At 39.9% G+C, this 14,244-nt stretch carries 12 protein-coding genes and 1 pseudogene; 4 read left to right on the top strand and 9 right to left on the bottom strand.

What is annotated here, in order from left to right; genetic code table 11:
• The first annotated feature begins 29 nt into the window (after positions 1–29).
• Together GFH30_RS05425 and GFH30_RS05420 are read left to right on the top strand one after the other, a co-directional pair.
• Positions 30–1,235 carry a DUF1615 family protein gene (locus tag GFH30_RS05425; protein WP_153371258.1) on the top strand — a complete coding sequence of 402 codons (1,206 nt, stop codon included), beginning with the start codon at positions 30–32 and terminating at the stop codon, positions 1,233–1,235.
• On the top strand, positions 1,202–1,828 hold the full coding sequence (locus tag GFH30_RS05420) for an HAD-IB family phosphatase (RefSeq protein WP_153371257.1): 627 nt from the start codon (positions 1,202–1,204) through the stop codon (positions 1,826–1,828). The genes GFH30_RS05425 and GFH30_RS05420 overlap by 34 nt, the downstream gene beginning before the upstream one ends.
• A gap of 63 nt (positions 1,829–1,891) precedes the next feature.
• On the opposite strand, the gene GFH30_RS05415 is transcribed toward GFH30_RS05420, so the two are convergent.
• A complete protein-coding gene (locus GFH30_RS05415) occupies positions 1,892–2,986 on the bottom strand; it encodes a fatty acid desaturase family protein (RefSeq protein WP_153371256.1) in 1,095 nt (364 codons plus the stop codon).
• Positions 2,987–2,998: 12 nt separating this feature from the next.
• Positions 2,999–4,064 (bottom strand): annotated as a pseudogene (locus tag GFH30_RS05410) (ferredoxin reductase).
• Between the two features lie 153 nt (positions 4,065–4,217).
• Here GFH30_RS05410 and fabR point away from each other — a divergent pair.
• Together fabR and GFH30_RS05400 are read left to right on the top strand one after the other, a co-directional pair.
• Entirely contained in the window at positions 4,218–4,898 is a 681-nt protein-coding gene (gene fabR / locus GFH30_RS05405) for an HTH-type transcriptional repressor FabR (RefSeq protein WP_153371255.1), read from the top strand.
• A 212-nt stretch (positions 4,899–5,110) separates the two neighbouring features.
• The gene (locus tag GFH30_RS05400) at positions 5,111–5,395 is read left to right on the top strand and encodes a hypothetical protein (protein WP_153371254.1); all 285 of its coding nucleotides are present in this window, start codon (positions 5,111–5,113) and stop codon (positions 5,393–5,395) included.
• Between the two features lie 126 nt (positions 5,396–5,521).
• On the opposite strand, the gene rapA is transcribed toward GFH30_RS05400, so the two are convergent.
• From rapA to thiE, 7 genes are all read right to left on the bottom strand, one after another.
• Positions 5,522–8,359, bottom strand: a complete 2,838-nt coding sequence (rapA, locus tag GFH30_RS05395) for an RNA polymerase-associated protein RapA (RefSeq protein WP_153371253.1) — start codon at positions 8,357–8,359, stop codon at positions 5,522–5,524.
• Between the two features lie 142 nt (positions 8,360–8,501).
• A complete protein-coding gene (locus tag GFH30_RS05390; RefSeq protein WP_153371252.1) occupies positions 8,502–9,146 on the bottom strand; it encodes an RluA family pseudouridine synthase in 645 nt (214 codons plus the stop codon).
• A 134-nt stretch (positions 9,147–9,280) separates the two neighbouring features.
• Entirely contained in the window at positions 9,281–9,988 is a 708-nt protein-coding gene (locus tag GFH30_RS05385) for a phosphopantetheine-binding protein (protein WP_153371251.1), read from the bottom strand.
• A 248-nt stretch (positions 9,989–10,236) separates the two neighbouring features.
• A complete protein-coding gene (locus tag GFH30_RS05380) occupies positions 10,237–11,067 on the bottom strand; it encodes a hypothetical protein (RefSeq protein ID WP_153371250.1) in 831 nt (276 codons plus the stop codon).
• A gap of 295 nt (positions 11,068–11,362) precedes the next feature.
• On the bottom strand, positions 11,363–11,779 hold the full coding sequence (locus GFH30_RS05375; protein WP_153371249.1) for a GlcG/HbpS family heme-binding protein: 417 nt from the start codon (positions 11,777–11,779) through the stop codon (positions 11,363–11,365).
• A 147-nt stretch (positions 11,780–11,926) separates the two neighbouring features.
• A complete protein-coding gene (hemL, locus tag GFH30_RS05370) occupies positions 11,927–13,228 on the bottom strand; it encodes a glutamate-1-semialdehyde 2,1-aminomutase (protein ID WP_153371248.1) in 1,302 nt (433 codons plus the stop codon).
• 39 nt (positions 13,229–13,267) lie between these two features.
• A complete protein-coding gene (gene thiE / locus GFH30_RS05365) occupies positions 13,268–13,888 on the bottom strand; it encodes a thiamine phosphate synthase (RefSeq protein WP_153371247.1) in 621 nt (206 codons plus the stop codon).
• Positions 13,889–14,244 lie beyond the last annotated feature (356 nt).

Raw genomic sequence — 14,244 nt, 5'->3', positions numbered from 1 at the left:
CTCATCTTTTGGAACCTGATTTCGATACCATGAACAAAACCTTTGCCCTGCATTTTCCGATTAAATCGCTGTCTGTACTCGCAGTTTCACTCAGTCTTGCCGGTTGTGGTAACGGGTCGTGGTGGTCGACTGATGAACCGACCATGGATGCAGAACAAATTCGTAAAGCCATTCCTTCGCGTGTCAGTGAACGCGATTCATGGGCGAAAGATATCTTCGATATTACGGAACAATTGGGCATTCCACAGACGAAACAAAATGTCTGTACCATTGTCGCTGTGGTCGATCAGGAATCGAATTTCCATGCGGACCCTGCAGTACCCGGTTTAGGCACTAAAGCAGTTAAAGAAGTTCAAGATCGATTAGAAGAAAAATTTAAAGAAAAATTAGGCGAAAATATTGGTGGAACCATCGCTGGCTATTTCCAAGATGTATTGAAAAACCACCCAAGCCCTGAAGACAACTATTTAAGCCAAATGCGCCGCGTTAAAACAGAGCGTGAATTGGATGAGTTATATCGTGAAATTTTTGACTATATGACCAAGCAATATCATGTCAGTGCCTTAACCGGTGCAGCAAAATTGGTCGGTCAAAATTTTGGTGAGAAGTTAAATCCGATTACGACATTGGGTTCAATGCAAGTGCATATTGGTTATGCCAAAGAGCATAAACGCCAAGGTGGCAATATGGCGGAATTGCGTACGGATCTCTATAGTCAGTATGGCGGTTTATACTATGGTATTCACCGTTTGATGATGTATCCGGCGGATTATGAAAAACCGATTTATCGTTTCGGTGATTATAACTCGGGGATGTATTCAAGTCGTAATGCCGCTTTTCAAAGTATGCTGAATGATTTGACAGAAACTGCGTTAGATTTAGATGGTGATTTGCTGCTGTATACCAAAGATGGTGGGATTCGCTCGCAAAAAAGCCAGTCCGAACGTGAGCTGATTAGTGTTTTTGCGAAAAATAATTTTATTATTACTGAGCGTCAAATCCGCGCAGATCTAAAAAAAGAGAAAGAAAAAGACTTTGAAGACACCATGACCTATAAAGCGTTAACCAAGCTTTATAAAGAAAAAATAGGCAAAGAACCGATGTATGCGATTATGCCTGAAGTGGTCATTACGGGTCCTAAACTCAGCCGTGATTACAACACCAATTGGTTTGCTACTCGTGTTAATGGTCGCTATGAATCATGCATGCACAGAATCCGAAACCTAAAACTCTAGTCTTATTTGATTTTGATGGCACCCTGTATCCGCATGACAGCTTTACAGGGTTTATTTTCTATGCCTTACCCAAAATGCATATTATTAAGCGTGGCATTTCAGTTTTACCGTGGATTATTGGCTATTATTTAAAGCTGTATCCCGCGCATAAAATGCGTCCGAAGCTTTATTCAGCTATGTTTAGAAATACGCATTTCACCGAAATAGACAATTTAGCTGAATCTTATGCCAAAAAATTAATTGCTCATTTAGATCCAGCCCTGTTTGAACAACTTATCAAGCATCAACAATGTGATCATGAAATCATTCTGGTCTCAGCAACCATTGATCTTTATTTAAATAAAGTGGCAACTCAGTTAGGCATTCAGGTGATTTGCAGCCAAGTTGAGATTCAACAAGCTCAGTTGACTGGAGCTTATCTCACTGCTGATTGTAGTCAGCAGCATAAAAAACAGCGCGTTTTAAACGATTATCCTGTGGATCCATATCCGCTTATTTATGCGTATGGCAATAGCCATGAAGATGCAGCCATGTTAAGTCTTGCTCAGCATGCATTTATGGTGGGCACAGATACGCAGCTTCCCGAGCTCTAATCTTTTTACCCATTTAAATTAAAAAACCACTTCAATAGAAGTGGTTTTTTATGATCGAATAACTTATTTTTTAAATGGGAAAGCGTATTTCACAATACGTTTAATCACACTACCGTACTGTTTCACAAGACTGGCATTATTGTAGTTCAAACCATATTTTTCACATACCGCTTGTACTTTTGGTCCCATTTGACGGTAACGACGTGCCGGGATATCTGGGTACAAATGATGCTCAATTTGATGACTTAAGTGACCCGTTAAAATATGGAAGAACTCCGAACCTGTCAGGTTTGAAGAACCACGAATTTGACGCATATACCAGTGTCCGCGGCTTTCATTTTCAAGTACAGATTTTGGGAACACTTCGACATCTTTGGTGAAGTGACCACAGAAAATAATACTAAATGTCCAAATATTACGTAGTCCATTGGCAACACAGTTACCCGCAAGTACAGGCAATGCAGCAGGGCCTGCAATTAATGGGAAGAACACATAATCTTTAAACAATTGTTTGCCAATTTTACGTTGCATCGGTTTCCATTCTTCTTTGGTTTGCTCTTTGCTTTTACGACCTTTGAACATTTTACCGAGTTCAAGGTTTTGAATCGCAACACCCCATTGGAATAACAAACAAAATGGCACAGCATAGATCGGTTGTAATAAATAGCCTGGTTTCCAGCGTTGTTCTGGGAACAAACGTAATAGACCATAACCAATATCATCATCCATACCTTTAATATTGGTATACGTATGATGTTTAAAGTTATGAGTTTGACGCCAGTTATCCGATGTCCCCACAATATCCCATTCGTAGGTTTGACCGTTCATGTTTGGATCATTCATCCAGTCATACTGACCATGCATAACATTATGACCGAGTTCCATATTTTCCATGATTTTGGCAAAACCAAGTAAACCCGTCCCTAAAACCCATGCTGGCGGGAACCAACCGGCAAACAATAACGCACGACCGGCGATTGAAGAATAACGAATGGCAGAATAGACACGACGGATATATTTCGCATCTTTTTCGCCCAAATCATCAAGGACTTCTTGTTTAATCGCATCTAATTCACGTGCTAATTCATCCAGCTCTAATGCTGATAATTCACGGTTTTTAGGATTTTTAAAATATTGGAATTTGATAGGCATATTCATAGAAAAACTCGCTTATAGGTCAATAACTAAATCAGTTTGCGCTGAATTAACACAGATTTTGAGCAAATTACCCGGCTCTTTATTCTGTGCGCCATTAACTAAATTTTTGGTTGAACCTTCAACTTTGTTACAAGCACATTTATTACAAATACCCATGCGACAACCATGTTTAGGCTTAATATTTTGTTGTTCCAAGCTGGTCAAAATAGACTGACCTTTTGGAATGGTGACAATCTTATTTGATTGTGTCAGCGTAACATTCACAAAACCAATGTCTGATTGGTCGGCAAGGCTCATACTGAATGCTTCAGTTTGTAAGCTTTTTGCCGGTGCAAATAAGCGTTCAACAATCGCAACAAAACCTGAAGGACCACATGCATACACGGTGCTGTGTTCCAGATTTTGAAGATCTGCTAAGTAAGTTTCATTTAAACGTGCAGCAGGTGTTACTTCTTGCGTTGCAAAAATTTTGAATGAAAATTCTGGATGTTTGGCTGCAAGTTCTACAAAACGCGCTTTAAATGCAGCATCCTGATCTTTCTTCACCCAGTACCAAAGCACAACAGGTTGTTTAAAATCATTTTTTTGCACTTAATGTATGGAGTAAACTCAACATTGGGGTAATGCCACTACCCGCTGCAAGCAACACCATTGGGCTCGGTTGTTGTGGCAAGGTCATATCACCAAAAGGCAGACCAAACTCAATCACATCACCTGATTTTGCTGTTTCAGCAAACCAAGTACTCACTTTACCACCATTGACTTTTTTAACGGTCAACAACACATGTTGCTGATCTAGTTGAGTCAAACTATAACTGCGCTCGTAACGAATCCCATTGACGACCACGTACACAGGATGATGCTGCCCTGCTTCACCAAACTTGAATAAACGGTTGACTTGAATTTTGAGACTTACCGTATCTTCAGCTGCATTTTCTTTATGAACAATCTTACCTAAAGGCTGATTGATCGACCATAAAGGGTTTAATTTCTGCATCCAGAAATTAAGGGTATGCTTTTCCACAACGCTGTCAGTCAGCGCGTTGAACGGTGTTTTGAGTAGTGCAGGAGCATTCATCGGCAGAAATATTTCGTTGAATTTTTAATTATTATACACTTGTATATATATTTGTATATACAATTGTATTGTTTCTAATCATTTCACAACCTTCCGCAGCTCAGCTATAATCAAACTGAGTCATGCACGAATTACACGATGAACGAGTCTTCAATGAAAATAAGCAGTGATGCCACTTTATTAGAAACCAATGACATGGAAGCAGCGATCACCGTTCGAAGTGTGGGTCGCAAAGCCACCATTACCAAAGAAGAATTATTTCAGGCGGCATTGAATTTAATTGGACCACAAAAAAGTATCGCATCCTTAAGCCTACGTGAAGTTGCACGTGAGGCAGGCATTGCGCCAAACAGTTTCTATCGTCATTTTAAAGACATTGATGAACTTGCCATTGAGCTGATTGATCGTGCGGGTATTGTACTTCGTCAAATTTTAAATGAATCACGCCTACAAGCATCAAAACAAAACAGTATTATTCGTAGCTCAGTCGAAGTGTTTATTGCCCAGCTTGATGCGGATGAAGGCAATTTAAGTTTATTACTTCGTGAAGGGTATACCGGCTCAAACTCTTATAAACAGGCCGTTGATCGTCAGTTGAATTATTTTCAACAAGAACTGCGTGATGATTTAATTCGTTTAGAACGCCTCAATAACAGCAAGTTATTGCATCCCGAGATTGCAGCCAAAGCCATTACGCAACTGGTATTTAATATGGGCGCACAAGTGATTGATATGGCTGTAGAAGATCGTCGTGAAATTGCAGAACAAACCATGATTATGATTCGCATGATTTTGGAAGGTGCTCGACATTTGGACCATGCTCAAATTCGATAGCCTCAACCAATACTGAAATAGGATGCTTATGCATCCTTTTTTTGGCTCATCCATCTATAGCGCATAAAAAAGAGGATCAGATGATGCAATATCGATATAACGGTTGAAGACTGCACTTTAAATGACTGCTTAAAACGATATGCGTCATAAGCACATGGATTTATCTTTAAATTCAGGCATCATAAGCACAATGATATTTTAAGGACATTGCCATGAGTGAAGATCCACGTGCAGATCAGTTTATTGAAGATATTCGCCAAGCCCTCATTCAAGTCTGGGACCCAAAAGGCATTGCTAAAAATGCCAAGCTGCATGATGAATACGATGATTATCTCGACATTATTTTAGATAATTTTGAAGATGCAGCGAGTGAAGAACGTTTAGCAGAACTGTTACTTGCCATTGAACAAGCCGAATTCAACAAGCAACGTGGCGAACAAGCTGCAAAAAAAGCAGCGGAAAAAATTTGGCAAGCTTTTGAAAAGTTTATTGCTTAACAAACGACGTTATCAATAAAAAAAGCAGCTCGAAAGCTGCTTTTTTTATGCGTGAAAGAGAACTTCTTTTATACGTCATACCTTCTTTTTATTTCGCCCAAAGGCTGAAAGAAGATGCGATATAAATTATGGTTTCACCACCACCATGACTTGAATCGCTTCAGGTGTTACCGATAAACCATCGAGTAAACCTAAACCTTCTTTTTGCAATTTTTGCAAACGCGCAATTTCATCTTCACGAATACTTGGATTGAACTGTTTTAAGTAAGTTAAACGGTCAATTTCGTATTGGAATTTATTACCATAGACTTCTTTGGCTTGTTGCTTGAAGTTTGGTAATGCCGCACGTGCCAACTCTAATGCTTGATGATAACGCGCTTCAATCACATCGCGGCGTGCTTTCACCACTTGGCGGCAGCTATTGCCATCTAAATGATGTAAATACGGTTTCAAAATTTCAGGTGCAATTTTTTGCGATAAATCCTGACCTTTTTCACTGAGCAACACGCGAACCAATTGTTGTGGCAAGCTTGACGGTAAGTTCAATGCTTTCGGTGCAACTACATCTACTTTAAACCAGACTTCAAGTAACAACGAGCCTTGAGGCAGTGCCGCAGATTTTAACAGTGCTACGTTTGTGCTACCAAAGCCTTGCGTATTGATCATTTCCATGACGCTTTCAGTGAACGGATGCTCAAGGGTTAAGTACTGTGCATCTTCACGGATTTGCGCTTGATCTCGATAGAAAGTCGCGGTCATCCCCTCTTCATCGAGGGTTAAACCTTGAACTTGCATCTGATCGGTTGGTTTAATGATCACCGTACCGTTGCTTTGCTCATCAAAATCAATATTCGTCGACGCCATAAAGCGCTTCATAAACATGGGCAACGTCGTATTGTCATCATAGTCTTCAAGCGCAGTGACAATTTCTTGTGCCACGATTGGACGACAAGAATTGTATTCAAGCAAACGATCCCGACCTGACTGTAATTCAGCCTCTAAAGCTTCACGTTGCACGCTCACCGCTTCTAACAAGTCTTCAAATTCTTGACCTTTATCGGCGAGTAAGCAGCCTTTTAAGTCCATGATGAAGTTTTCTTGCAAAGTTTGCGCAGTCGGTGAAATATTACCGAAGATATTCAATGCTTCATTATACCAACGGAACATACGTTCTTGTGCTGTACCAATTAAATACGGCACATGAATCTGAATACGATTTTCTTGACCAATACGGTCCAAACGACCAATACGTTGCTCTAACACATCTGGGTTTGACGGTAAGTCAAATAAAATTAAATCAGAAGCAAACTGGAAGTTACGCCCTTCCGAACCAATTTCAGAACAGAGTAAAATTTGTGCGCCATATGAATCTTCAGCGAAATACGCTGCCGCTTGGTCACGTTCCAATAAGCTCATGCCTTCATGGAACATGGCAGTACGCACACCCGCATGTAAACGAAGTACATTTTCTAGAGCTTCAACCACAGGACCACTACGCGCAATCAATAACACTTTCTTGTGTTTTAAATCAGTACGTAAACGTTCCATCAACCACATAACACGTGGATCTGTTTCCATCCAAGCGCCATCTAATTGTGCTTCTTCAGGCCACATTTGTTCACGTAGCTTGCCGTCCATTGACCAATTTGCAGGTGCAGGAAGTGGTGCAGGCTGACAATCACGTCCTGGGAAGCCTTGAATCGCTTCACGGGTGTTACGGAACAAGATACGACCTGTACCATGACGGTCTAAGAGCTCATGAATGGCACGGAAACGTTGCTCAGGCGTATCTTCGATACGTTGACCCAATAGCACCTGAATCGCATCAATATGCGCTTCTTCAAGCGGTAAATCCGACATTAACACTTCAGCAATTTGTGCTGTGTGTTGATATTGCGTTTCTTCATCCAAGAAACGATCCAGCGAGCTAAAGCGTTGCGGATCGAGCAAACGTAAACGGGCAAAGTGTGATTCCACACCCAACTGTTCAGGCGTTGCAGTGAGTAACAATACACCCGGTGTTTTTTCAGCTAGCTCTTCCACCAAGTCGTAACGATCATTACCGCCATCTTCTTCAGACCACATCAAATGATGCGCTTCGTCGACAACCAATAAATCGAAGCCGGCTTCTAAGGCTTGATCGCGTAAATCATCATGGTCAATCATTAAATCAACAGATGCGATAATGCGTTGTTCGGTTGAGAATGGATTTAAATCTGGATCATGTTCTTTAATGGATGCAGTACGAGTCAAATCGAACAGTGAGAATTCAAGATTAAAACGACGGCGCATTTCAATCATCCACTGATATTGCAGCGAATCTGGTACCAAAATCAAAATACGTTCTGAACGACCGGTTTTGAGCTGTTGATGCATGATCAAACCAGCTTCAATGGTTTTACCTAAACCTACTTCATCGGCAAGCAATACACGCGGTGCAAAACGTTGACCGACTTCATGTGCAATATACAATTGGTGTGGAATCAGACCCACACGCGAACCGACTAAACCACGTAGCGGGCTACTGTGCATATTGGCTTGCATGAGCATTGCTTCAATACGTAAGTCGTACCATTCTTTGTAGTCGACTTGGCTTGCCATTAAACGATCAAGCGGTTTTGACAGCTGAATGCTTGCCCCAATACGGGTTTCATTTAACGCTTTACGTTCTTCTGTCCCATCTTCTAGGGTACGAATCACGTTATAACGCACCACGCCATTGCGGTCTTCAGTTGACTCTACAATCCACTTGGTGCCTTCTTGATCTTGTAATTCGTCTTTTGGATTAAACACAATACGAGATAAAGGTGCATTGTTACGTGCATACACACGGGTTTCATCGCTTTTTGGAAATAAAATGCTGACCGAGCGTTCATCTACATCAATGAGAACCCCTAAACCGAGCTCTGTTTCTGTATCTGATAACCAACGTTGACCAATAGCAAACTGCTGCAATTTTTCCACCTTTATCTTAAGAATAAGATTGCGAATATCGTGCTCAAAAAGAACTTCTCATTTGAGCAAAATTCCGCACCTTTAAGCAATATATTTTGACACAAAGCCCACCAAAAGTGAGCATAATTCACGACGATTCAAAAATGTTTTTCTAGAATGGGACCGAATAATGGTATTCCACAGCCTCATTTGAAATGGGATGTTGAAAACTCAAGCGTTCTGCATGTAAACACAATCGCGGCATCAAGGCTTGGTCTTTGGGAGAAGCATACAAAGTATCACCCACAATCGGATGACCTAAGTACTGCATATGGACGCGAAGCTGATGTGAACGACCTGTAATCGGTGTCAATTTGACCCGTGTTACAGCCTGACCTTGAATTTCAAGATGCTCAATGGCTTGCCAATGCGTGAGCGCGGGCTTGTTATGCGTAGGTTCTGCAATATGCAGCGGAGGACGGCTTGGATCGTAGATGACAGGAACATCGACTGTGCCTCCGCCTTCAAGTGTACCCACCACAAGTGCCTGATAGGTTTTATCCGTCTGACGTTCTTGGAATTGGCGAGAAATGGATTTTTGACCTGCTTTGCTTAAGCCAAACACCAAAATACCTGAAGTATCACGATCTAAGCGGTGGATCAGTAACGTTTTCGGCTCGATTGCCAATAAACGATTGATCATGCAATCTTGTAAATCTTCTGTTTTACCGGGAACCGTGAGCAACCCTGCTGGTTTATGCACCACCATAAAGTCGTCATCACGATATATCAGATGTTCGGTTAGAAAATTACTCAAAGTTCAATCCCAGACTGATCGCGAAAAACAAGGCGGCAATGATAGAAAGCTTGAGCCATAATTACAATGTACATTTATGTAAATGCCGATGGAATTTCCGATTTTGCCTAAAAAAATTTTCAATATAGTCTTATTTAGGCAGCCGATTGCAGTATCAGGCTGACCAATTCATGCAATGTGTTGTGGGTTAAGACATCTTCGTAGCTGATATTCGCACCATGCGCACGCCATAGTCCAACCAAGCTCACAATCGCTACTGAATCGAGTCCATAGCTGTTTAAACTCACGTAAGGATCAATTTCTAATGCATCCATTTCAATGGCTTCTGCCACCGCAAGCATGATGCCTTTGGTCGACAAGATATAATGTGATGGTGCATTCAGATTCCATAAACGCATCAGGCTATAAGCATTCATATGATGAATACCTTGTGCGGTATTGTTATCGATCCATTGAATATGTTGTTCTTGATTTGCCATTAAAATTGCATCATCAATAAGACAGATTTGATCCGTCACACTACTGATATGTGGCAAGATTTGTTTCAGCATTGGGCTAATCTGCCCTGCAATCATCAGTTGTGGATGGGTTGAGACATATTCACCAAGTTGTTGCATACCTTGCATGAGGTCATCGCCATACAAATCTACAATAGGAATATTTAAAGTCTTAGCGCGATTGGTCAGTTGAACGAGGTTGTTCATCAGATCTGAGTCTTGAATGCTTGATTCCGCACGAAGGTTTTGTAATCCAACTAATACTAAAACTGAGTCAGTTGTTGATAGTTGCCATTTCGCTTGGGAGGGTGCGAGTTGGATTTTTTTAGGCATGGGATACAGCATGGGAGATGATTTTCTGATATGTGGAAATTAGAGCTATGCTAGCTGAGATCAAATTAAAAGGTAAGTTCTATCCATGAGCTTATGCTTGTAACATAATGACGATTCATTTCGTCTAATCATCATTATGTTATAAATATGCCTAGAGTTGATTAATGCGGCTATACTTAAAAATAGGGTGATTTAGCCAAATAAAGACTAAAATGTTAAAACTAAAATAAGCAAAAGAGGAGTATCTGAGGCACTAAAATTCACTCTGCGCAATGAATCCACTCAAAAATTTTCTTCGGGTCATCAATTTCATAGATTCGCCACTTGTTATCTAAAAAACCTAATGGAAAAACCTCATTAGATATATCGTTTTGAATAAAGTGGTTAAGAATATAAATGCTCGAATTAAGAATATCTAATATGTTCTTTGATAACATTTTCTTTGTATTTTCAATGCTATTTCTCTTTTTTGAATGAATAATTTCATTTCTAAGGGTTTCTAACTCTTTAAACATTGGCCAATACTTGATTTGCTTAGGTGATTCACAATTCAAAATATTTGGAATAATTTCAGTGAGTTTTTCTGAAGTTGGTATCCATTTTTCAATTTGAGAAATTTCATAGATTTCTTGAATACCTTTTGAGTTTGTTTTTTTATAAACGAAGTCATTAGGGATTGTGGCATTGCAAAATGCTTCAACTGCTTTATAAGAAAAAACAGATGCTATTTGTATTTTTTCAATATAGTCATAAAATAACGAGACATTTTCATTATAAAAATCTTTATTCTCCTCCATATCTTTTTTAAGTTTTTCTAGTAGATTTCCAGCTTCATCTCTAGCTTTAGTAAATATATTCAATGATAGTCCGATCTCATTAGGAAGTGATAAATTGATCTCTTTATTATCAATTTTTAAATCTAACATCCTCTGTAAAAAAACTAGTTGATCGTTTCTTTTAACATTATAAATTAACGGTTTTGAGCATCTAATATCTGGAATTTTGTAAGAGCCGAAACCTGTTTCAGACTTAGAGTAGCTGTTCACAACATGAACACATACCATTTGTAAATTTAATAAATCGACATTCATAAAGCCCCCTTAAAAATCATTTTTTATAGCTATAGATAAGAGTTGAGCTAGTGTTTACGAGCGATCACTGTTTCTTTCGCATTTAAAAATTAATTTTTACTAAAATTAACATAATACACGTTATATTAATTATTTTAATTTTCTTTTTAATCATAGCTTTATCATGGAATAAAAAGACTAATCACACCCAATTTGGTTTTTTCATTGATCTTTCAAGTTTCACATCAAATTTGATTATGGCTAGATCTCTTTTTTATAAACGTACCTAAAAGCTAAAGCTAACTTTAATATCCACTCATTTTATCTGAGCTAAAAACTTCTCAATCGCCTGCTGTGCAATCTCTGCATCCTGAAATGACTTCACTCCAGATACACCCATCGCACCAACCAAATGCTCTTCAAACATGATTGGCTCACCACCTTCAAGCATACCTGCGAAAGAATCCATGGTTAAAAAGCCCATTTGACCGCCTTTAATCAAGTCTTCAAACAACTTTGAAGGACGGCGACTCATCGCAGAACATTTGGCTTTTTCTAAACACAGGTTAGCCGTCATGGGTGAAGCCCCATCCATACGCTTCATCGCAAGCAAATTGCCTGTATCATCGACGACAGCAATGCTGACATTAAAGTTATGTTCTATCGCATATTGATGTGCTGTATCTAATAAAAATTCTGCATCTGAAAGCGTTAAATATGATTTGGTTTGCATTTATATTTCCCCTCAAAAATAAAAATTAAATCACCCCTAACCCTGAACCATATATGAGGCAAGAAAAAGTAAAAAATCTTTAAACTTTAGTGTCTATTTGATTTATGAAAGCCCTCTCCTTTTAGGAGAGGGTTTGGGAGAGGTCTATTAACCTTTCATTTCAGCAAATGTCTCTTTCGCAGCTTGAATGGTAAATTCAATATCTTCATCCGAATGCGCTGCTGAGAAGAAGCCAGCTTCAAATGCAGAAGGTGCAAGGTTGACACCACGTTTAAGCATACCGTGGAAGAATTTACGGAAAGCCTCAACATCACACTTCAACATTGAATCAAAGCTTGCAATGTCATCTTGATCAGTAAAGTAAATACCAAACATACCGCCGACTTGTTGAGTCTTAAATGCTACACCTGCATCGCGCGCTGCAGCTTCTAAACCTGCGAGCAAAGTCGCAAGTTTAGCAGTGAGGTTTTCATAGAAACCTTCCGCACGTAGATGCTTAAACATCTCGATACCGGCACGCATAGCCAATGGATTACCTGACAATGTGCCTGCTTGATAAACATTACCGAGCGGTGCAATACATTCCATCACTTCACGCTTACCACCAAATGCACCTACCGGTAAGCCTGCACCAATGATTTTACCCAACGTGGTTAAATCAGGAGTAACGCCATAATGCGCCTGTGCACCGCCAAGACCAACACGGAAACCAGTCATCACTTCATCAATGATAAACACTGAACCATGTTCATCACAGACATCACGAATCGCTTGTAAGAAACCATCAATTGGTTTAACCAAATTCATGTTACCTGCAACAGGTTCAACAATCACCCCTGCAATTTCAGAACCAAATTTCGCAAAGCATTCTTTTAAAGTTTCAATGTCGTTGTATGGAAGCGTTAAGGTATGTTTTGCAAAATCAGCAGGCACACCCGCAGATGTCGCTTCACCCTCACCTTTGGTAAGCAAACCTGAACCCGCTTTGACCAACAATGAATCTGAGTGACCGTGGTAGCAACCTTCAAATTTTACGATCTTGTCACGACCAGTATAACCACGTGCTAAGCGAATCGCAGTCATGGTGGCTTCTGTACCTGAGTTGGTCATACGCACCAATTCAATTGACGGCATGATGTCGCAGATAATGTCTGCAAGTGTGGTTTCATGTACCGTTGGCGCACCAAAACTTAAACCATCTACGGCAGCATCTTGAACCGCTTTAATAATGGCAGGATGCGCATGACCCAAAATCATCGGTCCCCATGAACCGACATAATCGACATAGCGTTTGCCATCCACATCAAATAGATATGCACCTTGTGCTTTTTCAATAAACACAGGGGTTCCGCCAACACCGTTGAAGGCACGTACAGGAGAATTGACGCCACCTGGAATATGTTTATTGGCTTGTTTAAACAATTGTTCTTGCTTTGGAGATAAGCTCATCGTTGCTCTCAACTCAAAAATTAAATTTTGGAAAATAAGTTATACAGTCGCTTGGAAAAGCTCAGACCATTCATCTAAGCGCTCAGGAATACCGTGCATGGGGCGCGCGAGTACATCACTAATCACCGCACACATATCCGCACCTGATGCGATGACTTCTTTTGCATTTTCAACGGTCAAACCACCAATCGCACATACAGGCACATTAAATTTACCTTGTGCGGCTTTTAAAGTATCTAAACCAATATTGCCTGCTTCAGGTTTGCTGTTTGTCGCATAGATTGCGCCAAAGGCAACATAATTTGCACCATCACGAATGGCTTGTTCAGCAAGTTCAATGGAGTTATTGCAGCTACGACCAATCAAGACATTTTTTGGTAACCGTGCAACAGCATCAACAATTGAGCCATCATTTTGTCCCAAATGCACACCTACGCCATATTTAACCGCTGTTTCTAAATCATCATTAATCACAAACGGCACTTTGTATTGTGCGCACATGTCGCGCATATATTCGATTTCGTAAGCTTGATCTTCTTTTGCCACTTTTTTACGGCGATATTGCAAAACAGCGACACCGCCATTTGCCATCGCACCTTCTAATTTTGCAAGCAAGACTTCAATAGGATCGTCATTGGTAATTAAGTATAAACCGCGCATAACTGTCATCAAAAAAATATCAATGTCCTATTATAGCCATAACCTTCACTGAATCATCGACTTCTTGCTATAGATCTGTATCATTTACTACTGTTTTCACAATAAAATCATTTTAAGAAATTATCCTCATTTGGCTGCAAAATCACCAATTCTAGGGATATACCTCGCCCTCAATATTGAGTTTAATAAGAGCGACTCAGAATGAGACGCCCTCGATCTGTTTCGCCCTCTAACAGTTACTTTGAGTAATGACTCTGATTTTGTGGAGAGATCTGGCTTACTCAAAGTAACTTTTTTTAATTTTTTATTTATACATGGCGGAATTGATTAGGAAAACCCGAATCGCGGATAAGAAA

Origin of the sequence: Acinetobacter wanghuae, assembly GCF_009557235.1 — a bacterium.
GTDB lineage: Bacteria > Pseudomonadota > Gammaproteobacteria > Pseudomonadales > Moraxellaceae > Acinetobacter > Acinetobacter wanghuae.
This window is presented reverse-complemented; position numbering and strand designations above follow the sequence as displayed.

Excerpts from the sequence above, each read along its gene's own strand:
- GFH30_RS05425 (WP_153371258.1), top strand. The coding sequence starts at position 30 with ATGAACAAAACCTTTGCCCTGCATTTTCCGATTAAATCGCTGTCTGTA.
- GFH30_RS05420 (WP_153371257.1), top strand. The coding sequence starts at position 1,202 with ATGCATGCACAGAATCCGAAACCTAAAACTCTAGTCTTATTTGATTTT.
- GFH30_RS05415 (WP_153371256.1), bottom strand. The coding sequence starts at position 2,986 with ATGAATATGCCTATCAAATTCCAATATTTTAAAAATCCTAAAAACCGT.
- fabR (WP_153371255.1), top strand. The coding sequence starts at position 4,218 with ATGAAAATAAGCAGTGATGCCACTTTATTAGAAACCAATGACATGGAA.
- GFH30_RS05400 (WP_153371254.1), top strand. The coding sequence starts at position 5,111 with ATGAGTGAAGATCCACGTGCAGATCAGTTTATTGAAGATATTCGCCAA.
- GFH30_RS05385 (WP_153371251.1), bottom strand. The coding sequence starts at position 9,988 with ATGCTGTATCCCATGCCTAAAAAAATCCAACTCGCACCCTCCCAAGCG.
- GFH30_RS05380 (WP_153371250.1), bottom strand. The coding sequence starts at position 11,067 with ATGAATGTCGATTTATTAAATTTACAAATGGTATGTGTTCATGTTGTG.
- GFH30_RS05375 (WP_153371249.1), bottom strand. The coding sequence starts at position 11,779 with ATGCAAACCAAATCATATTTAACGCTTTCAGATGCAGAATTTTTATTA.
- hemL (WP_153371248.1), bottom strand. The coding sequence starts at position 13,228 with ATGAGCTTATCTCCAAAGCAAGAACAATTGTTTAAACAAGCCAATAAA.
- thiE (WP_153371247.1), bottom strand. The coding sequence starts at position 13,888 with ATGCGCGGTTTATACTTAATTACCAATGACGATCCTATTGAAGTCTTG.